Here is a 25,621-nt window from a genome sequence, read left to right as displayed (position 1 = left end):
TGTTCGGCGGGATATGACCCTTGGAGTAGCACTCGACGCAAGCGGCCACGCCCACCAGATCGACGCGACCGTACGGCTCGCCGCCGAGGCCGCCGCCGCCGGCCTGCGGTCCGCGTGGTTCGGCCAGACCTTCGGAGCCGACTCCCCCCAGCTCGCGGCGATCGTCGGCCGCGAGGTGCCCGGGCTCCAGGTGGGGACGTCCGCGATCCCCGTCTTCGGACGCCACCCCCTGACCGTCTCCAGCCAGGCCCAGACCGCGCAGGCGGCCACCCACGGCCGGTACCACCTCGGTCTCGCCCTCGGCACCAAGCTCCTGACCGAGGGCGGTTTCGGGATCCCCTTCGAGCGGCCCGTCGCCCGGTTGCGGGAGTTCCTCACCGCCCTCCGCGAGCTGACCGGCACCGGGAGGGCCGACTTCCACGGCGAACTGCTGACCGCGAGCACCCCCGTCCCGGCGCGGGTGCCGGGCGCCGAGGCGGGCGTTCCGCTGCTGGTCGCGGCGATGGGGCCGCGGGCCCTCCGGGTCAGCGGCGAACTGGCGGACGGCATCCTGCCCTACCTGGCCGGCCCCCGGGCCCTGGCGGAGCACATCGTTCCGGCGGTGACCGCCGCGGCGGAGGCGGCCGGACGCCCCGCACCACGGATCGTGGCCCTGGTGCACGGCGTGGTGACCGACGACGCCGATGCCGTCCGCGCGAAGCTCACGGAGAGCCTCGCGTTCTACGAGCAGATCCCGTCGTACGCCCGCGTCATCGGGCTCTCGGGCGGCCGCCGGGCCGCCGATGTCGCGGTGGTCGGTGACGAACGCACGGTCGCCGAGGAGATCCGGCGCTACCGCGACGCGGGCGCCACGGAGGTGGTCTTCTCCGGTACGGACAGCGCCGGGGACGCCGATCGCCGCCGCACCTGGCAGTTCCTCGGCGACCTGGCGGGCGGCCCCGTCACCACCGGCTGACCCGCACCGGCTGACCGGCTCAGAACTGCCGCAGGTGGTCGCGGAGCCGGCGGGCCACCTGACCCATGAGGGCTTCGGCCCCGGGCTGGGCACTCGCCGGGACCAGCGACTCGGTGAGCACCGCGACCGCGAACATCTGGCCATCGGCGTGCTCCACCACACCCGCCTCGTGCCGCAGGTTGAGCAACGTACCGGTCTTGGAGGACCAGGTGGTCGCGTCGGAGCTGAAGTCCGGGGCGAGGCGGTGGCGGAGCAGATGGTGGCTCATCAGCTCCCGGACCCGCCCGGCGACCTCCGCCGGAATCACGGAGGGCGTCCACAGCGCCTGGAGCAGATCGACGTAGGCGCGGGCGCTTCCGGTGTTGGCGCGGGTCGTGTCGAGCTGCGGTACGCGGTGACCGCGGCCGCTGGTGCCCGCGTCGATGGCGAGGGCGTGCGCCAGATGGGCCTGCCCGGCGTCGAACCGCTCCTCGGGCGTCTCGGACAGCTCCCGCATCCCGTGCCGGACGGTGATCCCGACGAGGCCGAACTCTTCAAGGATCGCGGCGACCTCCGCGGGCGGCGTCAGGCCGAACAACGCGTCGGCGGCCGTCCCGTCGCTCACACACGTACTCAGATAGAGCAGATCGTCGAGGGCGATCCGTACGGGATGCCGGAAGCGGCTCAGTCCGGTCGGCCCGGGCGTGGTGATCTGGCCCGGCGCCACCTCCAGCATCGCCGCACCGTCGAGTTCACCCCGCCGGATGCGCTCGACCGTCGCCAGCGCCAACGGCACCTTGACCAGGGAGGCCACGGGCAACTGGGCATCCGGCTCGATCCCCAGCTCCTCCCCCGTACGCAGATCACGGACGAGAAGACAGCCGTGCAATCCGCCGTCCCGCAGATCACGGCGGAGTTCACGCAGCAACGCTTCGGTACTCATGGACGGCTCCGGGGCGGCGAGGGACGGAAAGGGCTGAGGCGGTGCGGGGGCCCGCCAGGCGCTCCGGTACGAGGCGAGGCAGGGCGCTCCGGTAAGCGGGTTGAGGGGCGAGGCCCCGGGCGGTGTCGCAGCGGGCGGGCGGCGTCGGGCGGCTGGTGGGTGGTCATGTTCCGTCGGGGCGGTGGGAGCGGTGCGGTGGCCGGTGATGCCGTGGCCGGCGGCCCGGCGGCGGCTTGCTCCCGATCGGTGTGTGGGCGGTGCGGTAGCGGTCTCGGCGGAGCGAGGGGCGCTCGACTGCTCTGCTGACTGCGGTCCGCGGTCTGCGGTCCGCGGTACGCGGTACGACGTTCGCGGGCCGGTCCTCATAGGGCCGTGCCGTCGGGCCTGTGTGTCCTGGGCATGGTGGGCGTCCCGGACGGCCCGCCTGACTTACCCGCCCGGTCCGTCTCGTCCGTCTCGGCGCCGGTGGGACCGGTGACACCGGTGTGAGTTGCACGACCTGCGCGACCTGCGTCTTTGACGTGATCGGCGCCGAGGCAACGGGCGAGCGCGTCGCCCAAGCGTTCCTCCATGTGCCGGCCGGTGCCCTCCGCGGCGGCGAGCGCGTAGCCGCGGGCGAGCGTGATCCCGCCGAGCGGCCGCCAGTGCAGGGCCAGTTCGGCGGCCTGCGCCGGGGAACAGAGCAACAGGTCATGGCTGGTCAAGACCTCCGCGGCCGCGGTCGTCAGGTCGGTCGCGGTGACGAGCTGGGTGGGCCGCAGCCCCACCGCGTCCCGCAACCGGGTGAGCGGATCACGGATGTGCGGGACGTCATCCTCCGGCTGGACCCAGACGCGCCGGGCCGGACCGGTGACGGCGCGGCCCACCCGCAGCGTTTCGAGGTGGACGCGGCGCGGGCCGGAATCGTCGGCGGCGGCGAGACCGAGCGGTACCGTCCAGCGCGCGCCGTCCGGCGGTACGGCGACCACTCCGGCACGCACCTGATGCGCGTGGAGGAGTTCCTGGCGCCGCGCCGGGCCCTCGGGGCACAGGTCGAGGGTGACGCCGTACCCACGCGCCTCGGCGACCAGGCGCGCCCGGTCGGCGGTCGGGCAGACGGCGGGCACCGCGAGCCGCCACGGCCGGCGACGGGCGGACTCCGCCTCGTGCAGCAACACCTCGGCGGCCTGGACGAGCTGCCGGGCGACGGGAAGCATCTCGCGCCCGAACGCGGTCAGTACGGCCCGTCGTGCGGTGCGCTCGAACAGCTTCTCCCCGAGGTGCTCCTCCAACGCGGCCACCCGGCGGCTCGCCACCGACTGGGACATCCGCGCGGCGGCCGCCCCCACGGTGAAGCTCCCGCGCTCGCTGACACTGACAAACGCACTGCACGCCCCCACCAGATCCACGCCGGGACTCTATGCCAGATCCGCATGGAACCGCGCGTCGGCGTATTGGACCGCATGACGGGCCGCGGCAAGAGTGGTCGCGTCATCCCGATCACCCACCGGGACGGGCCCCGCCCGTCCCCGACGCGCCCTGCCCGCAAGGCGCCAGGAGGTCCGACCATGCAGCCGTTCCGTGCCCGGGGTGCCGTTCGCGGCGCGCTCACCACGCTTCTCCTCGTCCCGCTCGTCGCCTGCGGCACCGCCGGCGCCGAAGCGGAGGCGTCGGCACCGTCCCCGCGGGCCACTGCGTCCGCCGCCCGTCCGTTCGCCGACGACCTGCGGCAACTGGAGCAGAAGTTCTCCGCGCGGCTGGGCGTCTACGCCATCGACACCGGCACCGGACGCGAGGTCGCCTACCGCGACGGCGAACGTTTCCCCTTCAACTCCACGTTCAAGGCACTGGCCGCCGGAGAGATCCTGAAGCAGCGCACCCTGAGCGGGCTGAACGAAGTGGTCACCTACTCCAAGGACGATCTGGTCCCCAACTCCCCCGTCACAAAGAAGCACGTCGGGACCGGTATGACGCTGCGGGCGCTGTGCGACGCCGCCGTCCGCTACAGCGACAACACCGCCGCGAACCTGCTCTTCGACAAGCTCGGCGGACCCAAGGGCCTCAACGCGGCGCTGAAGAAGCTGGGCGACCACGTGACGCGCATGGAACGCCCCGAACCCCTGCTCAGCGCCTGGGACCCGAAGTCCACCCGCGACACGACCACGCCCCGGGCCCTGGCCAAGGATCTGCGCGCCTACACCCTCGGCGGTGCGCTGCGCCCTGGGGAGCGCGAACAGCTCACCACCTGGCTGCGGACCAACACCACGGGCGACACCCTCATCCGGGCCGGCGTACCGAAGAGCTGGACGGTCGGCGACAAGACCGGCATGGGCAGCAACTACGGAACCCGCAACGACATCGCCGTCCTCTGGCCCGAACACTCCTCCCCCATCGTCGTATCCATCCTGTCGAGCAAGTCCAAGGCCGACGCCACCCCCGAGGACAAGCTCATCGCCGAAGCCGCCTCAGTGGTGGCCCACACCCTCAAGTGACGAACGACAGCCACCGGACGAGAGCGAGGCACTCCGGGGGCAGGTCCTGAGGCTGAAGGTGGCCGGCCGGGATGAAAGCCGGCCTGGACGGAAACCGGCCTGGACGGGTGCGGGACGGGCTGCCGAGGGCCCCGTTTCCAGGCCGGGGAACGGTCAGGGCTGGGACGGCAGCTCCGGGCCAGGTACCGGGCCCTGGGGCGGGGGCTTTGCCGGGACGGTGCATGCCAGGGCTGAGGGCCACCCGGCCGACCCGCATCTCAGGAGAACTCTCCGGGGCTCCCCCGAGCCACCCGCCTGCCCCCGTCACAGCCGTGCAAGGCGCTCGCACCGCAGCGGCGACCGTCCGTCCGGGGAGCGGCGCCCCTCCGACGCTCCTCCCACCGTCCTGTGGTGTCACCGCCCCGGAGAACAGCGGCAGGAGTATTCCTCGCCCTACGGGTACCAGGGAGGACGCCCGCCGGCGCTCCACCTGCCCAGCGCCCGACCGTCGACGAGGCGCAGCGGCTGATCGAGTTCCGCATTGGCCCGCCGCGCATCCTGAGTGAAATCGCTGGTCGTGACGATGAGCGCGGTATCGCAGCGGTGGTAGGCCCGGTAGGTCCCGTTGACGGCGTAAACGACAGGCGCACCGACCCTGTTACCCGCAGCGAACCGCTTGCACTGGATCGCGATCCGACGACCATCGGTGAGCTGCACGAGGACATCGAGCGCCCGATCATTGGCGCCCCCGGACACCGTGGCCATGCGGACCCCGGGATCGCGACGCGCCAGATCCGCGATGGCATGCTCGAACTGGCTGCCGCTCATGTGCTGATACGCGGCGATGCTGTGCGTGAACCCCGCACGGACGCCACCATCCGCCCCCGTTCCCCCGGGCCGGCCACCACGCAAGCGGTGAACGACCACGACCCCACCGAGCACCAGAGCTGCGAGAAAGCCGCAGACGACGGGGTGGGCCCGAACCACCGCGACCACACCGATGAACGCCCCCGCTCCAACGGCGACCTGCCCCACTGTGACCTCACGTCTCCCCCGCCGCGCAGGACGCCGCAGGGTCCGCGTAACCGGCCCCCGTCGCACGGCGGAAGGCCTACGGGCACCTCCGGTTCTACGGTTACGGGTCGAGGGACGCCGTCGTGCCGGTGCAGCCATCGGTCTCCCCGGTTCGATGGGACAGGACGCGTCACGGTCAGCGCCTGCCGGACAGTCCCTGCAGTGTGCTGGCCCCCTGTGCCCAGCCAGGGCAAAGTCCCCTATGTTGGCCGGTTGTCACACTCTCAACCGACCGGCTCTCCCTCCCCCTCCCCCTCTCCCGCCCCCGCCAGTCCCCAGCCGCCTACCGGACACTCCGCTTCCCGCCAAGAATCCGGCCCCATTCCTCCCGCTTCCCCTGCGGCTCCCTCTCCTCTTCGGGTTCTCTCGCCCACTCACCGTCCGAACAACACTCGAAGCAGTACGAGTTCGCCGAAGGGCCTGCCACGCCGCCACCGCCCAGGCGATCTACCCCTGTGCGTTCTCCGTCGGCCGCCCCGCGCCTTCCCAGCACCCCACCACGTCATCGGTCCGGGTCACCGTCGCCACCAGAGCCAGGGAGTGACGGACCACCTCGGGGACGTACGAGGCGGGCACGCCCGCGATCGCGTCCTCGGGCACCACCGCCACGTATCCGGCATTGACCGCGTCGAACACGGCATTCGGGATGGCCACATTCGCCGACACCCCGGTGATCACCACCGTGCGGCAGCCGAGGTTACGCAGCAGGGCATCGACATCCGTTCCGGCCAGCGGCGACAGCCCGTGCAGCCGCCGGACCACGAGATCGTCCTCCGACACCGCTATCGGCGCGGCGACCTGAGCCGCGGGTGTGCCGAGGACCTGCTGTACGGGCAACCTTTCGGCAGCCCGGAACAGTCGGGCGTTGCGGCTGGCGCCCCGGCCGTCCGGGCGCCGCACCGCGAGCGCGTGCACCACCTGGACTCCGGCCCCGTGCGCCGCGCCGACCAGGCGGGCCACGTTGTCCAGCGCTCCCGATTCCCGTGCGGCAGCGGCGAGTTCCGGTAGCGCGCTGTCCGCTCCCACAACGCCCTGCTGGCACTCCACCGTGAGCAACACCGTCGTCGCCGGGACCACCTGCGCCATGAGTCTCGCGTCCACACCCATCCCCCTCCTCCACCCACTCGATACTCACCGGACCGGCGCTCCCGACCGGCCGTATCCGCTGACCCGCGGGGATGGGCTGCGGCACCACACTGCCGAGCATCCTTCCGTGCGGTCGCCCATGCGTCTCGGCGATCACACCGGCATTCGGAAGGCCGCCACACGCCTTGCATCCGGTCTCACGCGCCCGCATCATTCCTGACGCTTCATCAGTTTTCAATTGACAAGGATCAGAGACTCAAGGCCCTCGGTCCGCTTTCCGGCCGCACCCGGCCCGGCTCCGCGCTCTGGGGCCGGATCGAACACGGAGAGCACAAATGCCCAGACCATCCCCCTTCACGACACGGCACACCTCAAGCCGACGGCGACGACGGAAGTGACTCACCCCATGACGGAGACCACGACAGACGGCGACGCGACCGACACCCAGCGCCGCGGACGCCGAATCATGATGACGGCGGGCGAACGCGACGCCTTCCTCGCCTCGCAGCGCACCTGCCGCGTCGCGACCGTGAGCGGAAACGGCGCTCCGCACGTCGGCGCACTGTGGTTCGTCTGGGACGGCACGGCGCTCTGGCTGTATTCGCTCACCCGCAGCAAGCGCTGGGGACAACTGCGGAACGACCCACGGCTCGCGGTGGTGGTCGACGACGGCGAGGCGTACGGAGAGCTGCGCGGTGTCGAGCTTTCCGGCCGGGCCATATCCGTCGGAGAGGCGCCGCGCGCCGGTCAGCCGTGCCCCGAACTCGACGCACCGGAGAGGATGTTCGCGTCCAAGTACTTCGGCATGGAGAGCATGCCGCACGACGGCCGGCACGCCTGGCTGCGTCTCGTCCCGGACTCCGTCGTCTCCTGGGATTTCCGGAAAATGCCGATGGGCTGATCTCACCGAGCCCACTCCACCCCCTTCCTCCCGCAGGAACAAGCGTGTCGATCGCGTCTCGTCTGCTGCCATGCCTTCACGTTAGGTTCGTGCGCCGCCTTCCGGGATCAGGGAAATCCCCGATCCGGCTCAGGGATTCCCCGGACTCGTCCCTGAGAAGGCAGGGATGGCGAGCCGCGCCGGAAAGTCCGGACGCCGGTTCGCGCGTGCGTTGTCAGTGGCCTCTGCGAGAGTGGTCCGGTCAGCTCGACAGGACCGGTCCGCGCTGTGTCAGCAGTCGGCGGACGGCTGCGGCCCGTGCGGCCGGATGCCGACGAGGATGGAGGAGTTGCCGTGAATGTGTTCTTCCCCGCGCTGCGTGACGGTTCGTCCGCGCCCGCACTGCGCTTCGGCGACCGTTCGCTGAGTTATCGACAACTCGCCACTGCCACGGTGCCGCTCGCCGAACGTCTCGGCGGCCGGAACCGCGTCGCGGTGTGGGCCACTCCGACCCTGGAGACCTCGGTGGCCGTGGTCGCGGCGATGCTGGCCGGCGTGCCCGCGATCCCGGTGAACCCCAAGATCGGGGCGAGCGAGTTGGCGCACATCGTGGCCGACAGCTCCCCCGACCTCGTCCTCTCCGAACCGGGTGCCGTACTGCCCGACGCGCTCGCCGCCCTCCCACGCCTCGATGTCAGAACCGGCCCCGCCGAGCAGACCCCCGCGCAGGAAGCGGTCGGCCAGGACGCCACGGGAGGCGGACCGGCCGGCGCCTCTGACGGGATTCCAGGATCTGGGGTTTCAGCGCCCCCGAAAGTGCCGTCGCTCCCCCACGAGCCCGGAGAAGAGGCCCCGGCCCTGATCGTCTACACCTCCGGCACCACAGGGCCACCCAAAGGCGTCGTACTCCCCCGCCGGGCCCTCGCGCACACCCTCGACGCCCTGGAGGACGCCTGGCAGTGGACGGCTGACGACGTCCTCGTCCACGCCCTCCCCCTCTTCCACGTCCACGGCCTCATCCTCGGCATCCTGGGGCCGCTACGGCGCGGCGGCAGCGTCCACCATCTGGGCCGGTTCACCACGGAGGGCGTGACCCGCGGCCTCTCCGGCGGCGGGACGATGCTCTTCGGCGTCCCGACCATGTATCACCGCCTCGCCATGGACGTGGCGGACGATCCGGCGCTCGCCGCGGCCCTGAGCGGCGCCCGGCTGCTGGTCTCCGGGTCGGCGGCGCTACCGCTCACCGACCATGAACGCATCACCGCGGCGTGCGGCCGCCGGGTGATCGAGCGGTACGGCATGTCGGAAACACTGATGAACACCAGCGTGCGGGCGGACGGCCCCCCGGCCACCGGCTCGGTCGGCGTGCCGCTGCCCGGTGTGTACCTCCGCCTGGTCGACGAGGCGGGCCAGACCCTCGACGGCGACGACGGCGAGACGGTGGGCGAGATTCAGGTACGCGGCCCGAACCTCTTCGTCGAGTACCTCAACCGTCCGGACGCGACCGCGGAGGCATTCGACGGCGGGTGGTTCCGTACGGGCGACATGGCCGTACGGGACGCCCACGGCAACTACCGCATCGTGGGCCGGAAGGCGACCGATCTCATCAAGAGCGGCGGATACAAGATCGGCGCCGGTGAGATCGAGAACGCTCTGCTGGCACATCCGGCGGTGACCGAGGCGGCCGTCACCGGCGAGCCGGACGACGACCTCGGCGAACGCATCGTCGCCTGGGTGGTCATGGCTCCCGAGGCCGCGCGCGCCTCCGCCGATGAGCTGTCCGACCACGTCGCCCGCCAGTTGGCACCGCACAAGCGCCCGCGCACCGTGCACTTCCTGGACGCACTGCCACGCAACGACATGGGAAAGATCCTCAAGCGCCGACTGGGGGGGTGACAGCTCCTCCCTGACATCCCGCCGCACCACGCGCCGCGACGCGGCGTACGGGAAACGCGATGCCCCTGCCGTTCACTCGGCCGCGTCGGTCCGGCGGGGTGCCGAGGCCCTGTCCGCCGCGCCTTCCACCTCCTTGCCGGCCGTCCGCAGGGCGTCGACGGCAGCACGGATGGAGGGGCGGCGGTCCGCGTCCGCACGCCAGATCGCGTAAACATGGCGTCGCATCGGGTGCCCCACCGGCACCACGCTCACCCCTTCCGGCACCGGGCCGCGCCCCAGACGCGGGGCGACCGCCACCCCCAGACCGGCCGCGATGAGGGCGAGTTGGGTGTGGTGCTCCTCCGCCATGTGCGCGATGCGCGGCTCGATGCCCTTACTGCGCAGGGTGAACATCAGCCAGTCGTGGCAGAACTCCCCCTGCGGCCAGGAGATCCAGGCATCGTCGGAGAAATCCTCCAGCTCAACGGTGCGGCGGCGGGCCAGCGCATGGTCCGAGGGCATGGCCACATCCGCCGGATCGTCCAGCAGGGGAGCCTTCGCCAGGCCGTCGGGCAGCGAGAGCGGTCGGTTGTACCAGTCGAGTACGACCGCCAGATCGATGTCGCCCCGCACCACGCCCCGTACCGACTCGTCCGGCTCCAGCTCCGTCAGGCGGGAGCGGAGCTGCGGATGGGCGCGGCCGAGTTCCACGAGCGCGGACGGGAAGAGTCCCCGGGCCGCGGTCGGGAAGGCACCGAGCCGAAGCTCCCCGACCGCCTGTCCGCGACGTGCCTCCAATTCGGCCTCCGCCAGCTCTACCTGGGAGAGGATCCGGGCGGCGTGATCGGCGAGGAGGCGTCCCGCGTCGGTGAGGCGGACTCCCCGGCCGTTCTTCGCCAGCAGTTGCTGCCCGGTCTCCCGCTCCAGTTTGGCGATCTGCTGGGAGACGGCCGACGTCGTCACATGCAGTCCGTCGGCCGCCGCGCTCACCGAACCGTGCCGTGCCACCGCGTTCAGCGTCCGGAGGCGATCAAGGTTCAACATGTAAGCAATACTAAGCGATACCTCCCATACATTCTCGCTTGTGCTACGACGTTGGGCGCCTCATCGTGGTGGCCATGAGCACCACCGCCTCCCGCGCGGCACACGTCGCCGCCCCTCACTCCCCGGCCACCTCCTCCCCCGGCCCGCATCCGGCCGCCGGCTGGCGGCTGCGCTTCGCCGTACTGGCCCTGATCTGGGGATTCAGCTTTCTTTTCATCAAGGTCGGCACAGAAGGATTCGCCCCCTTGCAGGTGACGCTCGGCAGGGTCGCGTGCGGCGCCGCGGTACTGCTGGCCGTACTCGCCGTAAAGCGTCAGCGGCTCCCGCGTTCGGCGCGCACCTGGGGCCACCTGGCGGTGGCGGCGCTCTTTCTGAACGCGCTCCCCTTCTCGCTCTTCGCCTTCGCGGAGCTGACCATTCCGTCCACCCTGGCCGGTATCTGCAACGCCACCTCACCGCTGTGGGGCATGGCGCTGTCGGTGGTCGCCCTGTCCGAGGACCGCCCCACGCGCCGCCGGGTGGCCGGTCTGGGTGTGGGTTTCCTGGGAGTTCTGACCGTGCTGGGCGCCTGGCAAGGGTTCGCGGGGACGGACCTGACCGGCACCGCCATGGCGCTCGGCGCCTCCCTCTGCTACCCGATCGGCTGGATCTACGTACGCCGCACACTGGGCAGCTCCCAGGATTCCCACCTCTCCGTCTCCAGCGCGCAGCTACTGCTGGCGACCGCGCAACTCGCGGTCGTCACCCCCTTGTTCACCAGCGCGCCAACCGCCTTCCCCCTCTGGCCCGTACTCTCCGTCATCGCCCTCGGCGCACTCGGCACCGGTATCGCGTTCCTGCTGCAGTACGGGCTGGTCGCCGAAATCGGCCCCACCACCGCGCAGATGGTCACGTACTTCATTCCCGTGATCGCCACGGCCGCGGGGGTGGCGCTGCTGGGCGAGCAGCTCGGCTGGAACACACCGGTCGGCGCCCTCATCGTGCTCGCCGGCGCCGCCCTCACCCAGAGCAGCCCGCGCCGCGCGGCCCGCTCGTCCGTCGTGGCCTCGGGCCCGGGCCGCTCCGGAGCACGCCCGCACGCCACGGAACAGCCCGAATCCGCCTCGTGCGCCGACGTCTCCCCCGCCGCTCCTCTCGTCGTGCCGGATACCGGGGCGGCCGCACCCACCCCCGACGCGGCCCTGGCAGGCGAGGCGCCGGACCGGCGGTGACCTGCTACTCGGTGGTCGGCTGACGCTCGCCCGACCGCTCCCTCCGCTTCTGACGGGGGCCGCCTTCGGGCGGCCCCCACGGTCATTCGTAGCGTCGCGCCTCCCCGGAGCCGATGGCCGCCGTGACGGCCTCCGCCAGCGGCTCGATGTCGGCGGGGGTGAGGTCCGAGATCGTGATGCGGATCGCGGGCGATGACTGCACACGGAAACGGGCACCGGGCGCCACTGCCCATCCGGCGTGCAGCAGGCGGGCGACCGCCCCCGTCTCATCGGGGACCGGCACCCAGACATTCATGCCGCTCCGACCGCGGGCGGGCACCCCGCGCGCGGCCAGTGCGCGTATGAGGGCGTCCCGCCGCTCGGCATACGCGGCGGCCACCACCACCGGGTCGGCGGCGGAGCTGCGCCACAGGTGGACGACGGTGTCCTGAAGGAGGTGACTCACCCACCCCGGCCCGAGACGCTGCCTGCCACGGACCCGGTCCACGGTCTCCGGGTCGCCGGTCATCACCGCCAACCGCAGGTCCGGGCCGTACGCCTTCGCCGTCGAGCGCACCAGCATCCAGTGGTCGGTGACGCCGGCGAGCGGATGGAGAGGGAGATCGACGATGCCGTGGCCGTGGTCGTCCTCGATCAACAGGACCCCGGGGTGCGTCGCCAGCAGGCTCCGCAACTCGGTGGCGCGCGCTCCGCTCACAGCCGCTCCGGTGGGGTTCTGCGCCCGGTCGGTGACGACGACGGCGCGCGCCCCCTGATCGAGCGCCCGCGCCAACTCCGCCACCAGCGGTCCCTCGTCGTCGATGGCCACCGGGGCGGGACGGAGGCCGAGTGCGGGGATCAGATCCAGCAGGCTGCCCCAGCCGGGGTCCTCCACCGCCACCGTGTCCCCCGGGCGCAGGTGCACGGCGAGCGTCCGCTCGATGGCGTCGAGCGAACCGCTGGTCACCGCTATCGGCCCGGCCGGAACACCGTCCTGGGCCAGCGCGGCGAGCGCCATCGTCTCGAGTTCGCTGTCGACCGGCGGCGCACCGTAGAGCACCGGCCGCCCGGCGCTGCGTGCCGCGGCGGCCGTCACCGCTTCCCACCATGACGGAAGAAGGGCCGTGTCGGGGTTTCCGGCGGAGGCGTTCCGCACGTCCGGCGGCACCTCGACCCGGATCGCGTCGCGCGCCGTGCTCGCGGGCCGCGGGCGCACACGGCTGCCCCGCCGCCCGGCCGTCTCGATCACGCCACGATCCCGCAGCGTGCGGTACGCGGCGGCGACCGTATTCGGATTCACCTTCAAGTAGACGGCCAACTCCCGCAGCGGGGGCAGGACTTCGCCTGGCTGGAGCGCACCTGCGCCGACGGCCCGCTCAACACTGGCGGCAATTTCCGATGCGCGCCGCCCCTCGATCAGATACTCTTCTAGCACAAAGTTGATTATGCACTAGTTCAAAGGAGTCGGCAATGTCCCAGACCTCGTCACGCCACCGGTCCCAGATCCCTTCGCCAGGTACGGACACCTCCCTTGCCGACGGCGCCCCTCAGGAGTACGCGCCGACCGAGCGGACCGTTCCCACCCGCTCCGCCAACCGCGCCGTCTATGACCAGGAAACGGTCCACGCGATCCTCGACGAGGGATACGTCTGCCATCTGGGTTTCGTACGGGACGGTGCACCGGTCGTCCTGCCCACGCTCTACGGCAGGGTCGGTGACCGCCTCTACCTGCACGGTTCGACCGGTTCGCGGCCGCTGCGGGCGGCCGGGGAGCCGGACCCCGGCCTGGCGGTCTGCGTCACGGTGACGCATGTGGACGGGCTGGTGCTGGCGAAGTCCGCGTTCCACCACTCCATCAACTACCGCAGCGTGGTCGTGCACGGCACCGCCCACCCGGTCACCGACCCGCAGGAGAAGACCGCGGCCCTGGACGCCCTCGTCGACCACGTACTCCCCGGCAGGTCCGCCGACTCCCGGCCGGGTAACGCCAAGGAACTGGCCGCCACCGCCGTCATCCGTCTCGATCTGCGGGAAGTCTCGGCGAAGATCCGCACCGGTGGCCCGAACGACGAGCCCGAGGACCTGGCACTCCCCCACTGGGCCGGCGTCCTGCCCGTGACCTCCGTCTACGGCACGCCCATACCGTCGGAATCCCAGGCTCCCGGCGTTCCCGAGCCGGCGTATCTCACCGCCCGCTGAGGAGGGCTCCGTACGGATATTCATATCTAGGCGCCCCGGCCCACGCCGACGCGATACCGAGGACGGTCGTGGCAGGGATGAGGTCCGCGGCTCAGCCCCGCGCTGACGGGGCAACCGTCGAGCGGCAGCGGAGGGCTTCCCCCGGTCTCTGACTGCGAGCGGTCAGAGGCGCGCAGCCTCTCCCTCCATGGATCACCGCAGGGGCTTGCGGAGCCCTACTCCCACTGATCATCCTCGCGGTCGATGTCGGGGATCGGCCCGAGGGCCGTCCACCCCGGCTTCAGTGACCGAGTGCTCCGGAACCCGCGGTCCTCCGCGTACGCCGCCGCGTCCGTGCCGTCGGGCGCGTGCATGATCGTGTAGCGCGGCGGGTCGTCCCCGTAGAAGCGGAAGAAGGTGCGCCCGTCGTCCTTCGACTGCCGCATGATCACATCGACGCCCCACAGAGCCCCGTACACCGCCCGGTCCTGCGGAGTCGTCGGTTTGCACGAGTCGGCCCGCCCGGTCTCGCGTACGCAGATCGACGCCTGGCTCCAGCCGATCCGTTCGGCCCGCGGGTGGGGGCCAGCACCTCCCGCATCCGGGCGTCGGCCTTGGCGAAGGCCGTCTGCCGGTGGTTGAACTGCGTCTCCAGCACATCGAACCGCCGGTCGTCGTACCCGCTGCCGAAATGTGCCTCCAGCGCGCCGAAGACGACGACCCGCCAGACCAGGAGGAGCGCCGACACAACGATCAATGTGAGGAGCAGGACCTGCCCCGGCGAGCGTCGCCCGTAGCGCCGCTCCAGCTCAAGGGCGTCGAAAGGGATCATCGACGGGTGTTTCGCCGTCCGCCACCGCGATCGGCGGGGCGTACTTCCCATCGGGTCAGTCATGGTGCTGCAGCGTAAACCAGTCGATGAAGCCGGAGTTGGCAATCTCTTCGTCGGGGTCGAGCACGAAGTGGAGGCAGGGGGTCTCATCGGGGAGGGCACCTTCCGTGAAGGGGCCCTGCGCGCAGGGCAGTCGCTCCACCCGCTGGGAGGAGGCGGTTCCCCTTCAGCGATACACAGGACCGGGCCGACGGGCTGAGGCCACCAGGCCACCAGGCCACCGTATGAGTCCGGTGGCCCCAGCCCGACAGGTCCGACAGGTCCGACAGGTCAGCGCGGGGCGCCGAGGAGGCCGGTGATCTGTTCGTGGAGTGCGTGCGGCAGGCGGGTGCTCCAGCGAGCGGCTGCCTCGGCGGCAAGGTCACGGCTCCAGCGCCAACTGTTGCGTGCGGCCGTGCGCACGTCCTGGTCACGGGCGGGGGCCGTGGTCGCGACGTAGCGGTGGCGGTCGGCGGCGGGCAGGTCCTCTTCGAGGGCGCGGCTGGGGGTGAGCCAGTGGGCCGTGGTGTCCCGTAGCAGGCGGCAGAGCTGGAGCTGCTGTGGCGCGATGACGGTGTGCAACAGGGCGTGGGCGCGGGCGATTTCGCCGCGGGCCAGGACGTGGGCGAGCATGAGCGTCCAGTTCGTCAGCTCGTCGGTGAGCTGCTGGGCGGTGGTCGGCGGCTCGGGCGGCTGGAAGGTCGCCAGTTGCCGGGCGGCCCGGGTGAGCCGGCCGGTGCGGTCGAGCAGCACGGCCCGGTCGGGGCGGGGCAGATGCACCATCCCTTGCCAAGTGGGGACTTCGTCGATGCCGGCACCGGCCGGCGTGAGATGGAACTCGCCGCGCATGAGGTCGTCGAAGACGACGGTGAGGACGCCGTACATGTTGGTGTAGGCGAGTTGGAGGGGTGCGAGCTGCGCCAGGAAGGCGGGGCCGTCGAAGTCGGAGAGGCGGTCGTCCTGGATGTAGAGGTACGCCTCGATATCCGAATGGGCGTCGGCCTCCCCGACCGTCCACGAACCGTAGAGCAGTACGCCTTCCAGGCGGGTGTCGGCGTGGGCGAGCCGTCGCAGACGTGCGATGCGCTCGTCCAGGGCGGAACAGACGGAGTGAACGGACATAGTGGTCGAGTCTCCTGAGGTGGGCGTGCGGGCACGCTGACGGAGCCCGGCACCTGCCGGGCGGATGCCTGTGGAGCGTCACGTCCCGCTCAGGAGAAGTTGCACATGATCGGGATGGTAGGGGATGCGCTCGGCGCCGATACGGCGGCCGCATGCCGAGATGCCCGTGGTGTCGGCGAAGGTCAGAACAGGCCCGGCTTCGTGCTCGCTCGTAGCGGCAGTGCCGTGGCGGCATCGAACTGTCACACCACGGTCCCTGCCCAATTCAGCGGCGGTGTCCCGGCGTTCAGGGAGGACTCGTCACCCGCGGAGGCGGGAGTCCGGGGCCGGGCAGGCACGCGGCGGGCGGGCGGTGGGCGCGTCCGGGTGGCATCCGGCCGGCCGATAGCCTGGGCCCGTCGGCAAAGATCACAGAAAGGCGGAACACATGGCAGACATCATGGAGACGGCGGCGCGGAAGGTCTTCGAGCGCTACGACATCGACAAGGACGGCCAGGTCACCGCGGAGGAATACCGGAAGGTCATCGCGGAGTTGGAGGGCTCCGAGATCACCGAGGCGCAGGCCCAGGACCTGATCGACTCCCTCGACACCGACGGCGACCGCAAGATGTCCTTCGAGGAGTTCTGGGCGGCCATGAATGGCTGACCCTGCTGGGTCCGGCACGGCAGGTGAACGTGCCGGACCCGGTTCACCGGTCTGCCGGTTCCGGGTGGTCGGGCGCGCCACCACAATCGAGAGCGCCGTCAGAACTGATCATGCGCCTCGCCTTTCAGCCCCGGCGCTCCAGCAGAAGCCGGCTCGGGCACGGCGGTTCATCGAAAGCCGTACCGATTCCCCTGTGAAAGCGGCAGGCTGCGCGGGCTTCCGGAGAGCACTCGGCCCCTACCTCCGCCGCTCCCCCGCGCCCCCTCCCTCAGGCAGTTGCTCCCCGCCTCCGAGCTCGCCCGTCGCATCCGTCCCTCCGGTGATCACGGCGGCTCCGGGCGACCCGGCGACCACGGTGGTCTCCTCCTTGCCGCCGGACGCCGGGGTGGACGATTGGGCGATGAAGGCGCCGACCAGGACCACGACACCCCCGATGATCTGCGGTGGCGAGAGGTGTTCGCCGAGCAGGACCCAGGCCAGGACCGTCGCGATCACCGCTTCCAGGCAGGCCACGACACCGGCCACCTGGGGGGACAGCCGGCGGATCGACACCACGCCGGTGAGGTAGGCGAGAACGGTCGCGACCAGCACGATCCAGACGAGCAGCAGAGCGGCGGGGACGCGGATGCCGTTCATCGTGGCCGTCCCGGCGAGCACCGGCCAGTCCATGCCCCAGGGGCGGGCGATCACGGTGAGGACGACGGTGCCGGCCAGCAGTCCGTAGGCGACGACGCCGAGCGGATCGACGGTGTCCTCGCCGTCGGTGCCGTGGTCCGAGAGGACGAAGTAACCGACCTGGCAGCAGGCCGCGCCGAGGGCGAGGGCGAGCCCGAGCACGTCGACGCTGAGTCCGGACCACACCTCGACGACACAGGCCAGGCCGCCGACGGCGAGTACCACGCCGATCGCGGCGGCGCGGGTGACCGGCCGTTTCTGGACGAAGCGGACCCAGCCGAGCACCAGGGCAGGCGCCAGGTACTCGATGAGGAGCGCGACGCCGACCGGGATACGGGAGAGTGCGGCGAAGTAGCACGCCTGGACGCCCGCGACAGCGAGCAGTCCGAATCCGGCGAGCAGTGCCGGCCGTCGCCGCACCAGGGAGCGATGGCGCCAGGCCACAGGCAGCATCACCAAGGTGGCGCCCGCGACACGGAGCCAGGTGACGTGCAGAGGCTCCAGCCCCGCCTCGATCAGGGGTTTGGCGGCGACTCCGGAACCGCCGAAGGCGACGGCGGAGAGCAGCGCGAGAGCCAGGCTCACCCCTCGGCCGGACGTGGCCGTGGCCCCTTCCGTCCCGGGGGCAGGAGGGGGCGCGGACGAACCCCCGGCGCCGTGAATACCCTGACCCGGCCGGGCGTTCGTAGCGGCAGGGCTCCCCGAAGACGCATGCATCGGGTCATCATGACAGGCGTCACCTGGAGAGTCACCCCTTACCGGTATCCCGTCCTCCGGTCCGCCGGAAGGCCATCACCCCAGGTCGGCGGGGTCCCCGTCCAGCCGGGCGGCGAGCCGTACGGTGTCGATGGAGGCGCGGCGCAGCACCTCGACGGCGCGGGATTCGGGATCGTCCACCAAGGCGGCCAGCAGATCCAGGCATCCGGCCCGGAGGGCGTAGCGGGCGTGCGCACGGTCCAGCGCACCGTCCAGGGCGGCGGCCGCGGCCGGAGACCACCCCGGTACGCCGCCCTCGGTCACCACGGGGACCGCGCCGGAATCCTCGACGGTGCCGTGCCACTGCAGTCCGTATCCGATGCTGCGTTGGACGAGGTAGCCGAGGAGCCGGGCGATCTGGGGCTGGCCGCCGTCGAAGACGTCCCGTACCGCCGGGTCCCACTCCAGGAGACCGTGCAGGAGGTGTGCGGTGTCGACGTGCCGGTCACCGTCCCGCGTGGCCCGTCGGCGGGCAGCGGATATCACCGACGCCAGCTCCACGGTGAGCTGTGCGTCCATATCCACCCGCGCGGGAACGTCCCCGCCGCTGTACGCAGTACGGTTTTGCACATCTACCACCCCACCAGTCACGGAAGGCCGGGGCATCCCCGACGGGGAGCATTTGCGCATCCCACCACGGTTGGGGAGAAGCTCACCCCTTCTCCTCCTTACGGAGGAGAAGGGGGCGTCGTGAGGGCGAAACACTCAGGGTTTCTCCCTAGACCGGGCAGCCCCGGCCGCCACTCCCCGGAATCCTTCTTCCGCGGGCGCCCTTCGCGCAGGCGTCGCCTGGAGCGGCGCTCCCCCACGGCGTTCCGGCGGAGCACCGCGCGGGCTGTGGCTCCTCAAGGTGCCCGGGTGGACCGCATCGGCGACAAGAATGACGGGCCGTCAGGCTTGAAGGTTGCCGTGGGTGCGGATACGTTCCGCGGACCCGTCAGGCATGTCATCACCTAAGGGGTGGCCTATGGCCGCAGTCACCGCACAGATGCGTATCGGGGCACCGTCCGGACAGATCTGGGAGCGGCTCACCGACTTCGAGGGCTACGGCCGGTGGAACGCCACGCACACCGGCTTCCCCCAGGGCGGGCCGGATCCCCTGCGGGCGGGCACGGAGTACCTGGAGAACATGAAGCTGATGGGCTTCCCCGCCGAGGTCCGCTGGACGGTACGGGAACTGCGGCCGGAGCGGCTGCTGGACATCCGGAGCAAGGGCCCGATGGGCGTGACGCTGACGATGCGGTACGCGCTGGAGCCGGACGGCGCGGCGACGACGGTGCGGATCGACGGCGAGTTCACCGGCGCCGCGGTGTCCTTGATGGCCGGGAAGCTGAAGGATTCGGCGGGCGCGGCGCTGGAGGCGTCGCTGCGTGACCTCGCGGCGCTCGTCATCTGACGCACGCCACGGGGCGGACCGCGCGCCTCACGGGGCCGCCGTACCGGCTGCCGCACCGCGTCCGGCGCGCGCACGACCGCACGCGCCGGGCGCGGTCGTGCGCGCGCCGGGGCCGGAGGGACACGCCGCCCGCCCTCAGTCCTCCTCGGCGAGGATCAGGTACAGCTCCTTCCGTGCCTTGTTGACCACGGCCATCGCCTTCTCCCGCTGCTCAGGGGTGCCGGTGGCCCAGACCTGCCGGAAGGCGTCGACGAGACCGCCGCCGGCCTTGCGGATCTCGTTCATGGCCTCCCAGTCGACGCCGCGCCCCGCTTCCTCCCAGGGGGCGTCGGGGCCGCCGTCGGCTTCCGCGCGCCCGTCCTCGGTCAGGGAGAAGAGTTTCTTCCCCCCTTCGGAGGCGCTGGCGATCAGACCTTCGTCCTCCAGGAGCTGAAGGGTCGGGTAGACGGAGCCGGGGCTGGGCTTCCAGGCGCCGCCGCTGCGCTCGGCGATTTCCTGGATCATCTCGTAGCCGTGCATCGGACGGTCCTTGAGCAGCGCGAGGATCGAGGCGCGTACATCGCCGCGGCGGGCGCGGCCGCGCGGCCCGCCGCGCCCCCGGCCGCCGCCGAATTGCGGCCCGCCGAAGGGCGGCCCGAAGGGGCCGAAGGCGCGGCGGCCCTCGAACCGGTCGCCGAAGCCGGCGAAGCCGCCCGGCTCACCGGGGCCGCCGCCACCGGGAACACCGTGCCGTCCGGCGCCCCAGGGGCCGCGGCCGAATCCGCCTTCCTGGCCGTGTCCGTGTCCGTGTCCATGTCCGTGGGATCGCATGAGGGTTTCCTTTCGTCAGCCGGTGACCCGATGGATCACCGAACGTCGGCCAACTCTTTCGTTGACCGATCGCGATGCGTCAACGATATATCGGTAGTGTTCGTTCAGCAAGGCTGCGACGGGTCCCGACGGCCTCCGGAGAAGGGCCAATTCCTCAAGATTGGCTCTGACCTGCGGCGGAGCAGAGGCTTAAGGTCCTCGGCATGAGGATTCGCATCGTCGACGCGTTCAGCACCGGCCCGTTCACCGGCAACCCGGCGGGGGTCGTCCTTCTGGAATCGGGGGACTTCCCCTCCGACCGGTGGATGCAGGACGTCGCGCGGGAGGCGAACCAGTCGGAGACCGCGTTCGCCCACCCCCTGCCGTCCGGCGCCGAGGCGGACTGGGCGCTGCGGTGGTTCACCCCGGCCACCGAGGTCGCCCTGTGCGGGCACGCCACCCTCGCCACCGCGCACGTCCTGCACACGACCGGGACGGCCACCGGAACGGTCCGCTTCGCCACCCGCAGCGGTGTCCTGAGCACCACCGCACACGGCGACGCCACGTTCACCATGGACTTCCCGACCGCTCCGCTCACCCCGGTGGAGGTGCCGCCGGCGGTGGCCGGCGGGCTGGGCGACGCCTCGATCCGGGGCGCGTACGAGACCGGACCGCAGGTCGGTGATCTGCTGGTCGAGCTGGCCGACGAAGCGGCCGTGGACCGGTTGGAGCCGGACTTCCGGATACTGAGCGGGCACGGCGGCCGGGGCGTCATCGTCACCGCGCGCGCCGCCGCGGCGGACCGCGGTCACGACGTCCGGGTCCGCTGTTTCTTCCCCCGGGTCGGTATCGACGAGGACCCGGTGACGGGCAGCGCGCACACCGCGCTCGCGCCGTTCTGGGCGCCCCGGCTCGGCCGGGACACCCTCACCAGCCTGCAAGGGGGCACCCGTACCGGCCTCGTCCGCACCCGGCTGCGCGGCGGCCGCACCCTGCTGACCGGATCCGCGGTCACCGTGATCGACGGGGAGCTCCTCGCCGGGGACTGACCGGACGGCCGCGGCGCCGGATGCCCGGCGTCTCAGGCCCCCGAGATGCCGCACGGGGCCGCGGGCCGCCCAGTGCGGGTCAGCGGGAGCCGAGGGCGTGGAGCGCTTCGCCCGCCGCGCGGCGGCCGGATTCCACGGCCCCTTCGAAGTAGCCGTTGCCGTGCACGGCGGTCTCCGTGCCCGCCCAGTGGAGGGCCCCTTCCGGCTGCCGCAGGGCGCTGCCGAAGGCCGTCCATCCGCCGGGGGTGAAGTGCCCGGAGAAGCAGCCCCGGGTCCACTCCTGCGCGGGCCAGTCGAACTCGACGAACTCCTGCGGTTCCGCCGCCCGCCCGGTGAAGAGTTCACCGAGGCGGCGGGTGATGCTCTCCCGGCGCTCCCCGGGCGGCCGGGTGCGCAGGCGGGCCGCGTCATCGCCGTAGACGAACGCGGTCAGCACCGCCCTCGGGGCCGCCGGGGGCGTGTTGTCGACGGTCTCCGTGAGGACGCCCGCCGCCGAGGTCGACACCCCCGACAGCCCCTCGTCCCGCCAGAAGGGTTCGGCGTACACGGCGTGGACCTTCAGCGCGGTACCGGCCGTCATGCGCTGGAAGACGCCCGCCCGCAGGGCGCTCAGCGGCGGGTCGTGGCGGAGTGCCCCGGCGAGTACGGGCGGCAGCGCGATCACGGCGCGCGCGGCGTGGTGCTCGCCCAGTGCCGTGGTGACGCGGACCCCGGTGCGGTCCTGGGCGACGCCGAGGACCGGTTCGGACAGCCGGACGGTGCCGTCGGGCAGGTCGGCGGCCATCCGCTCGGCGATCTCCTGGGCCCCGCCGACGACACGGCTCTCCTGTGCGCCGCCCCGGAAGCCGAGCAGTGCCCGGGTGCCTCCGCCGCTGGCCAGGTAGAAGAGCGTTTCGAGCAGCGAGGTCTCCGCGGGGCTTCCGGCGAGGAGCCCACCGGAGACGACCCGGCCGACGTAGCGCTTCGCGGCGTCCGGGGCGCCGGTCCCGTCGAGCCAGGTGGCGAAGGTCTGCCGGTCCCAGAGGACCGCGTCGGCGGCGGTCCACGGGCTCTTCACGGGGACCTGTCCGCACAGGGTGTCCAACTCGCGGAGGAGCGCGGTCACCTCGTCGGGGAGCGCGGTGCGGTGCTCCCCGTCGTAGTCGATCACCGCCGAGCCGTACTCCGGGGTGGGGTAGGTGGCGATGCCGTAGCGGTCGGCCAGTTCGGTGATCCGGTGCTGGCCCGTGGAGATCCACTGTCCGCCCAGGTCGAGTTGGGTGCCGTCGGGCAGGAAGCGGGTGAGGGCCCGCCCGCCGACCCGGCCGCGGGCCTCCAGTACGAGGACGTCACAGCCCGCCCCGTGGAGTTCCAGCGCGGCGCTGAGGCCCGCGAATCCCGCACCGACGACCACCACGTCGTGCTTGCTCACCCCGGTCACCGCTTCCCTGTCTCGGCCGTCCGGCCCGCGCCGGACGGGCCGACGACGCCTTCAGGATCGTGGCCGGGCAGCGGGCCCGGGGTCCGCGCCACACGGCTCATGGCCCGGTTCACCCGGTATGGGCAACCGCCGCCGCCCGGCCCACGCCGCGGCGACGCCCGGCCGCGGGCCCGGCGGCGGACCCGGAGGCGGGCCCGGCGGCGGCCCCGGAGGCGGGCCCGGCGGCGGCCCCGGAGGAGCCGGGCCGGGCCGCTCTCCGCACACGCGGGCGGGAACGGCTCGTGCGGCACCCCGGTACCCCGGTACCCCGCGCCTACAGCGTCGGCAGCCAGTCCACCCGGCCCGCGAGCAGCGCGTATCCCAGGAAGGCCACGATGTCGATCAGGGCGTGCGCGGCGATCAGCGGACCGACCCGGCCCCACCTGCGGTGGAGGAGGACGAAGAGCACGCCCATCACCATGTTGCCGAAGAAGCCCCCGATGCCCTGGTAGAGGTGGTACGAGCCGCGCAGCACCGCACTGGCGGCGAGCGCGGCCACCGGCGTCCACCCCAACTGGCCCAGGCGGCGCAGCAGATAGCCGACGACGATGACCTCCTCCAGTACGGCGTTCTGCACCGCGGAGGCGATCAGCACCGGGAATTTCCACCACACGTCCGGCAGCGCCTCGGGCACCACCGTGAGGTTGAAGCCCGCCGCCCGCGCGCCCAGGTAGAGCAGCAGCCCGCTGCCCCCGATCACCGCGGCGAGCGCCGTACCGCGTCCCAGGTCCGCGCCGGGCCGGCGCCGGTCGCACCCCAGCGCGCGCAGCCCGCCGACCCGCTCCCTCAGCAACAGGTGCGCCACCAGGGCGACCGGCACCAGCGCCGTCGCGATGCCGAAAAGCTGCCAGGCGAGGTCCAGCCACGGACGGCCGGGGGCGTGGGAGCCGTTCAGCGTCGCCGCCTGGTCCTTGAGGCCGCCGGGCCGCGTCACCGCACCGAGGAAACTGATCAGCGCGGACACCCCGCTGGCCCCCAGCGACAGCGCCAGCACCAGCAGCGTCTCGTTCCGCAGCATCCTCCGGGACAGGTGCTCCCCCGGCTCCCCGTCGCCGGATGCCTCGGCCCCACCGCGGACATTCACGTCCGACCCCACAGTTTTCTCCACTTCCACCGCTTTCTCCGCTCCCGCCCCCGCCTGCGCATCCATCACTTCCACCACTTCCGCGATACCGCCACCCGTGCCGTGCCTGCCCGGCTAGGGTCGCCGCAGCAGGTACGAAGATCGCGCGACAGGCCGGGGCAGGCGCCGTCCACGTGGTGTGACCGCCTCCGCCGAGTCCCGATCGAGCTCCGAGACGCAGGAGAGGCGCTACCGCGATGGGACGTCACAGCTTGCCCGACAGCTCCGCACCGCAGGACGCGGGGGCCCGGCCCGGAGCCCGCCGCCGCACCGTCACTCTCGCCACCGTCCTGGCCCTCGCCCTCGCGGCGGGCACCGTGGCGGTGCTGCACAGCGATCTGCTGCCGTTCGGCAAACCGTGCGGCGGCGACGTGGTTCAGCTCGACGTCGTCGCCTCGCCCGACATCGCCCCCGCACTCGACGACGTGGCGGACCGAGCACGGCGCGAGGAGACCCGCACCGACGGGAAGTGCCTGGACGTCAAGGTGACGGCGCGCTCCGGGGCGGAGGTCGCCGACTCCCTCGCGCAGCGCCCGGCGCACTCCGAATTCCAGGTGTGGATACCGGATTCCCCCCTCTGGAGCGACCGTGTGGACGCGGCCAGCGGCACACCCCTGACCACCAGCGGAACGATCGCGGCCTCCCCCCTCGCCCTGGGCGCCGTCCCCGCCACCGCCGAGAAGCTGGGCTGGCCGGAGAAGACGTACGACTGGGCCGCGCTGGTGAAGGCCGCCGACGACGGCACGCTGCCCCTCGGGATGGCCGACCCCACTCGCAGCGCCACCGGAGTCCTCGCTCTCTCCCGCGTCGACGCCGCCTACCGGAAGGCGGAGAAGGGCGAAGGCGCCGGTACGGCGCGGACCCGTACGGCGGCCGCCGCCAAGGTGCTCCACCGGCGCCTCGCCGACGACGATGAGGAGCTCGCCGCGACACTGCCGCGGGACGCCTCCGGCGCCGGAGCCGCGGAGGAGCACCGCAACCCGGCGGTACTCCTCTCCGAACAGGCCGCGTTCACGCACAACCGCGCCGGCACCGGCCCCGGACTGGAACTCTTCTACCCCCAGGACGGCATCGCCCAGCTCGACTACCCGTACACCCTCGTCGACGAGAACCAGCTCGACGCCGACACCTCACGCGCCGCCGGCCGCTTCATGACGCTGCTGTCCGCGCCCCCGGGCCAGCAGGTGCTGCGCGCCCACGGCTTCCGGGCGGGCCACGGGAGGGCGGACGAGAAGGTGACCCGCGCGGCGGGCGGCCGTACGCCCCAGCCGTACACCCAGGACGCCGCCGCGCTGCCGTCCGCCAAGGAGATCCGGGCGCTGCTCGGGATCTGGACGATCACCGTGCAGAACGCCCGGATCACCACGGTGGTCGACGCCTCCTCGTCCATGGGGCTCGCGGTGCCGAGCAGCGGCGGCCGGTCACGGATGTCGCTGACCAGGGACGCGCTGCTGCGGGAGCTGGCGGCGTTCACGCCCGACGACGAGATCGGGCTGTGGAAGTTCGCCACCGGACTCGACGGCTCCCGCGACCACCTGGAGCTGTCCCCCACCACCCGGCTCGGCGACCGGGAGTCCAACGGCATCACACACCACGACGCTCTCGCGGCCGCCCTGAGCGCGCTCACCCCCGTCCCCGGTGGCGGCACCGGCCTGTACGACACCACGCTCGCCGCGTACCGCGAGGCCCGGTCGTCGTACACGGAAGGGAAGTTCAACACGGTCGTGGTGGTCACCGACGGCGCGGACGACGACACCGCCACCGTCGGCCTGGACGGTCTGACGGCCGAGATGAAGAAGCTGACGGACCCGGGGCGGCCGATCCCGCTGATCGTCCTCGCACTCGGCCCGGAGGCCGACCGGTCCGCGCTGGAGCGCATGGCCGCCCCGACCGGCGGCTCCGTCCACGAGGTCGACGACCCGTCACAGATCGACGAGGCGATCCGGCAGGCCATCATCACCACGGGCAGCGAGGAGCGGGGGTAACCGGAGGGCGCGCTCGCGCGAGGGGTCACCGACGGGGCTCCCGCCCGCTCGGCGCCGAGGCATCCTCCCCCGGCCGGGGCGCGGGTGAGGCGGCAC

At 72.1% G+C, this 25,621-nt stretch carries 23 protein-coding genes and 1 pseudogene; 10 read left to right on the top strand and 14 right to left on the bottom strand.

Annotated elements, in window-relative coordinates:
• Positions 1-13 precede the first annotated feature (13 nt).
• Entirely contained in the window at positions 14-955 is a 942-nt protein-coding gene (locus tag ACGH2B_RS26515; protein WP_399094911.1) for an LLM class F420-dependent oxidoreductase, read from the top strand.
• Between the two features lie 19 nt (positions 956-974).
• Here the strand turns inward: ACGH2B_RS26515 and ACGH2B_RS26510 are convergent, their stop codons facing one another.
• Both ACGH2B_RS26510 and ACGH2B_RS26505 read right to left on the bottom strand, forming a co-directional pair.
• The gene (locus ACGH2B_RS26510) at positions 975-1,877 is read right to left on the bottom strand and encodes a serine hydrolase (protein WP_399094908.1); all 903 of its coding nucleotides are present in this window, start codon (positions 1,875-1,877) and stop codon (positions 975-977) included.
• A gap of 362 nt (positions 1,878-2,239) precedes the next feature.
• Positions 2,240-3,265 carry a LysR family transcriptional regulator gene (locus ACGH2B_RS26505; RefSeq protein ID WP_399094905.1) on the bottom strand — a complete coding sequence of 342 codons (1,026 nt, stop codon included), beginning with the start codon at positions 3,263-3,265 and terminating at the stop codon, positions 2,240-2,242.
• 159 nt (positions 3,266-3,424) lie between these two features.
• Here ACGH2B_RS26505 and bla point away from each other — a divergent pair, with 159 nt between their 5' ends.
• Entirely contained in the window at positions 3,425-4,348 is a 924-nt protein-coding gene (gene bla, locus ACGH2B_RS26500) for a class A beta-lactamase (protein WP_399094903.1), read from the top strand.
• Between the two features lie 432 nt (positions 4,349-4,780).
• Here bla and ACGH2B_RS26495 read toward each other — a convergent pair whose 3' ends face one another.
• Both ACGH2B_RS26495 and ACGH2B_RS26490 read right to left on the bottom strand, forming a co-directional pair.
• Complete coding sequence (locus ACGH2B_RS26495) at positions 4,781-5,362, bottom strand: restriction endonuclease (RefSeq protein WP_399094901.1); 582 nt, start codon at positions 5,360-5,362, stop codon at positions 4,781-4,783.
• A 486-nt stretch (positions 5,363-5,848) separates the two neighbouring features.
• The gene (locus ACGH2B_RS26490) at positions 5,849-6,508 is read right to left on the bottom strand and encodes a cysteine hydrolase family protein (RefSeq protein ID WP_399094898.1); all 660 of its coding nucleotides are present in this window, start codon (positions 6,506-6,508) and stop codon (positions 5,849-5,851) included.
• Between the two features lie 385 nt (positions 6,509-6,893).
• Between ACGH2B_RS26490 and ACGH2B_RS26485 the strand changes: the two genes are divergently transcribed.
• Entirely contained in the window at positions 6,894-7,388 is a 495-nt protein-coding gene (locus ACGH2B_RS26485; RefSeq protein ID WP_399094895.1) for a pyridoxamine 5'-phosphate oxidase family protein, read from the top strand.
• A gap of 333 nt (positions 7,389-7,721) precedes the next feature.
• Positions 7,722-9,263 (top strand): acyl-CoA synthetase, encoded by a 1,542-nt coding sequence (locus ACGH2B_RS26480; protein ID WP_399094892.1) that lies wholly within the window; start codon positions 7,722-7,724, stop codon positions 9,261-9,263.
• Positions 9,264-9,335: 72 nt separating this feature from the next.
• On the opposite strand, the gene ACGH2B_RS26475 is transcribed toward ACGH2B_RS26480, so the two are convergent.
• Positions 9,336-10,286, bottom strand: a complete 951-nt coding sequence (locus ACGH2B_RS26475; RefSeq protein WP_399094889.1) for a LysR family transcriptional regulator — start codon at positions 10,284-10,286, stop codon at positions 9,336-9,338.
• A 74-nt stretch (positions 10,287-10,360) separates the two neighbouring features.
• On the opposite strand from ACGH2B_RS26475, the gene ACGH2B_RS26470 reads away from it, so the two are divergent.
• A complete protein-coding gene (locus tag ACGH2B_RS26470) occupies positions 10,361-11,497 on the top strand; it encodes a DMT family transporter (protein ID WP_399094886.1) in 1,137 nt (378 codons plus the stop codon).
• A gap of 82 nt (positions 11,498-11,579) precedes the next feature.
• Here ACGH2B_RS26470 and ACGH2B_RS26465 read toward each other — a convergent pair whose 3' ends face one another.
• Entirely contained in the window at positions 11,580-12,911 is a 1,332-nt protein-coding gene (locus ACGH2B_RS26465; RefSeq protein ID WP_399094883.1) for an aminotransferase class I/II-fold pyridoxal phosphate-dependent enzyme, read from the bottom strand.
• A 35-nt stretch (positions 12,912-12,946) separates the two neighbouring features.
• Between ACGH2B_RS26465 and ACGH2B_RS26460 the strand changes: the two genes are divergently transcribed.
• On the top strand, positions 12,947-13,675 hold the full coding sequence (locus ACGH2B_RS26460; protein ID WP_399094880.1) for a pyridoxamine 5'-phosphate oxidase family protein: 729 nt from the start codon (positions 12,947-12,949) through the stop codon (positions 13,673-13,675).
• 215 nt (positions 13,676-13,890) lie between these two features.
• On the opposite strand, the gene ACGH2B_RS26455 is transcribed toward ACGH2B_RS26460, so the two are convergent.
• The 3 genes from ACGH2B_RS26455 to ACGH2B_RS26445 form a co-directional block, all read right to left on the bottom strand.
• Entirely contained in the window at positions 13,891-14,100 is a 210-nt protein-coding gene (locus tag ACGH2B_RS26455) for a hypothetical protein (protein ID WP_399094877.1), read from the bottom strand.
• Positions 14,101-14,102: 2 nt separating this feature from the next.
• Entirely contained in the window at positions 14,103-14,486 is a 384-nt protein-coding gene (locus tag ACGH2B_RS26450; RefSeq protein WP_399094874.1) for a hypothetical protein, read from the bottom strand.
• Between the two features lie 330 nt (positions 14,487-14,816).
• Complete coding sequence (locus ACGH2B_RS26445; protein WP_399094871.1) at positions 14,817-15,647, bottom strand: nucleotidyltransferase domain-containing protein; 831 nt, start codon at positions 15,645-15,647, stop codon at positions 14,817-14,819.
• Between the two features lie 421 nt (positions 15,648-16,068).
• Here ACGH2B_RS26445 and ACGH2B_RS26440 point away from each other — a divergent pair.
• Positions 16,069-16,293: pseudogene (locus ACGH2B_RS26440) on the top strand (EF-hand domain-containing protein); the annotation flags it as partial.
• A gap of 237 nt (positions 16,294-16,530) precedes the next feature.
• Here the strand turns inward: ACGH2B_RS26440 and ACGH2B_RS26435 are convergent.
• A complete protein-coding gene (locus ACGH2B_RS26435) occupies positions 16,531-17,685 on the bottom strand; it encodes an EamA family transporter (RefSeq protein ID WP_399094870.1) in 1,155 nt (384 codons plus the stop codon).
• A 75-nt stretch (positions 17,686-17,760) separates the two neighbouring features.
• A complete protein-coding gene (locus tag ACGH2B_RS26430) occupies positions 17,761-18,294 on the bottom strand; it encodes a Clp protease N-terminal domain-containing protein (protein WP_399094867.1) in 534 nt (177 codons plus the stop codon).
• A gap of 397 nt (positions 18,295-18,691) precedes the next feature.
• Between ACGH2B_RS26430 and ACGH2B_RS26425 the strand changes: the two genes are divergently transcribed.
• Positions 18,692-19,120: an SRPBCC family protein gene (locus ACGH2B_RS26425; RefSeq protein ID WP_399094864.1), complete on the top strand. Its 429-nt coding sequence runs from the start codon at positions 18,692-18,694 to the stop codon at positions 19,118-19,120.
• A 135-nt stretch (positions 19,121-19,255) separates the two neighbouring features.
• Here the strand turns inward: ACGH2B_RS26425 and ACGH2B_RS26420 are convergent, their stop codons facing one another.
• Positions 19,256-19,930, bottom strand: coding sequence for a PadR family transcriptional regulator (locus tag ACGH2B_RS26420; RefSeq protein WP_399094861.1), 675 nt, complete (start codon positions 19,928-19,930; stop codon positions 19,256-19,258).
• A gap of 203 nt (positions 19,931-20,133) precedes the next feature.
• Between ACGH2B_RS26420 and ACGH2B_RS26415 the strand changes: the two genes are divergently transcribed.
• Positions 20,134-20,958, top strand: coding sequence for a PhzF family phenazine biosynthesis protein (locus tag ACGH2B_RS26415; protein ID WP_399094858.1), 825 nt, complete (start codon positions 20,134-20,136; stop codon positions 20,956-20,958).
• A gap of 79 nt (positions 20,959-21,037) precedes the next feature.
• Here the strand turns inward: ACGH2B_RS26415 and ACGH2B_RS26410 are convergent, their stop codons facing one another.
• Positions 21,038-22,369, bottom strand: a complete 1,332-nt coding sequence (locus tag ACGH2B_RS26410) for a flavin monoamine oxidase family protein (RefSeq protein WP_399094855.1) — start codon at positions 22,367-22,369, stop codon at positions 21,038-21,040.
• A gap of 322 nt (positions 22,370-22,691) precedes the next feature.
• Entirely contained in the window at positions 22,692-23,435 is a 744-nt protein-coding gene (locus tag ACGH2B_RS26405) for a CPBP family intramembrane glutamic endopeptidase (protein ID WP_399097352.1), read from the bottom strand.
• A 302-nt stretch (positions 23,436-23,737) separates the two neighbouring features.
• Between ACGH2B_RS26405 and ACGH2B_RS26400 the strand changes: the two genes are divergently transcribed.
• Positions 23,738-25,525, top strand: a complete 1,788-nt coding sequence (locus ACGH2B_RS26400; RefSeq protein ID WP_399094852.1) for a substrate-binding and VWA domain-containing protein — start codon at positions 23,738-23,740, stop codon at positions 25,523-25,525.
• Positions 25,526-25,621 lie beyond the last annotated feature (96 nt).

The organism is Streptomyces sp. BBFR2 (assembly GCF_044497305.1).
In the GTDB taxonomy this organism is placed as follows: Bacteria; Actinomycetota; Actinomycetes; order Streptomycetales; family Streptomycetaceae; genus Streptomyces.
Note: the sequence above shows the minus strand (reverse complement) of the source record. Positions and strands in the feature narration are given on the sequence as shown.

What these genes read in the sequence shown, in the direction of transcription:
- ACGH2B_RS26400 (WP_399094852.1), top strand. Translation starts at nt 23,738, where the DNA reads ATGGGACGTCACAGCTTGCCCGACAGCTCCGCACCGCAGGACGCGGGG.
- ACGH2B_RS26475 (WP_399094889.1), bottom strand. Translation starts at nt 10,286, where the DNA reads ATGTTGAACCTTGATCGCCTCCGGACGCTGAACGCGGTGGCACGGCAC.
- ACGH2B_RS26420 (WP_399094861.1), bottom strand. Translation starts at nt 19,930, where the DNA reads ATGCGATCCCACGGACATGGACACGGACACGGACACGGCCAGGAAGGC.
- ACGH2B_RS26470 (WP_399094886.1), top strand. Translation starts at nt 10,361, where the DNA reads ATGAGCACCACCGCCTCCCGCGCGGCACACGTCGCCGCCCCTCACTCC.
- ACGH2B_RS26415 (WP_399094858.1), top strand. Translation starts at nt 20,134, where the DNA reads ATGAGGATTCGCATCGTCGACGCGTTCAGCACCGGCCCGTTCACCGGC.
- ACGH2B_RS26435 (WP_399094870.1), bottom strand. Translation starts at nt 17,685, where the DNA reads ATGCATGCGTCTTCGGGGAGCCCTGCCGCTACGAACGCCCGGCCGGGT.
- ACGH2B_RS26510 (WP_399094908.1), bottom strand. Translation starts at nt 1,877, where the DNA reads ATGAGTACCGAAGCGTTGCTGCGTGAACTCCGCCGTGATCTGCGGGAC.
- ACGH2B_RS26450 (WP_399094874.1), bottom strand. Translation starts at nt 14,486, where the DNA reads ATGATCCCTTTCGACGCCCTTGAGCTGGAGCGGCGCTACGGGCGACGC.
- bla (WP_399094903.1), top strand. Translation starts at nt 3,425, where the DNA reads ATGCAGCCGTTCCGTGCCCGGGGTGCCGTTCGCGGCGCGCTCACCACG.
- ACGH2B_RS26490 (WP_399094898.1), bottom strand. Translation starts at nt 6,508, where the DNA reads ATGGGTGTGGACGCGAGACTCATGGCGCAGGTGGTCCCGGCGACGACG.
- ACGH2B_RS26445 (WP_399094871.1), bottom strand. Translation starts at nt 15,647, where the DNA reads ATGTCCGTTCACTCCGTCTGTTCCGCCCTGGACGAGCGCATCGCACGT.
- ACGH2B_RS26455 (WP_399094877.1), bottom strand. Translation starts at nt 14,100, where the DNA reads ATGCGGCAGTCGAAGGACGACGGGCGCACCTTCTTCCGCTTCTACGGG.
- ACGH2B_RS26405 (WP_399097352.1), bottom strand. Translation starts at nt 23,435, where the DNA reads ATGCTGCGGAACGAGACGCTGCTGGTGCTGGCGCTGTCGCTGGGGGCC.
- ACGH2B_RS26485 (WP_399094895.1), top strand. Translation starts at nt 6,894, where the DNA reads ATGACGGAGACCACGACAGACGGCGACGCGACCGACACCCAGCGCCGC.
- ACGH2B_RS26460 (WP_399094880.1), top strand. Translation starts at nt 12,947, where the DNA reads ATGTCCCAGACCTCGTCACGCCACCGGTCCCAGATCCCTTCGCCAGGT.
- ACGH2B_RS26425 (WP_399094864.1), top strand. Translation starts at nt 18,692, where the DNA reads ATGGCCGCAGTCACCGCACAGATGCGTATCGGGGCACCGTCCGGACAG.
- ACGH2B_RS26515 (WP_399094911.1), top strand. Translation starts at nt 14, where the DNA reads ATGACCCTTGGAGTAGCACTCGACGCAAGCGGCCACGCCCACCAGATC.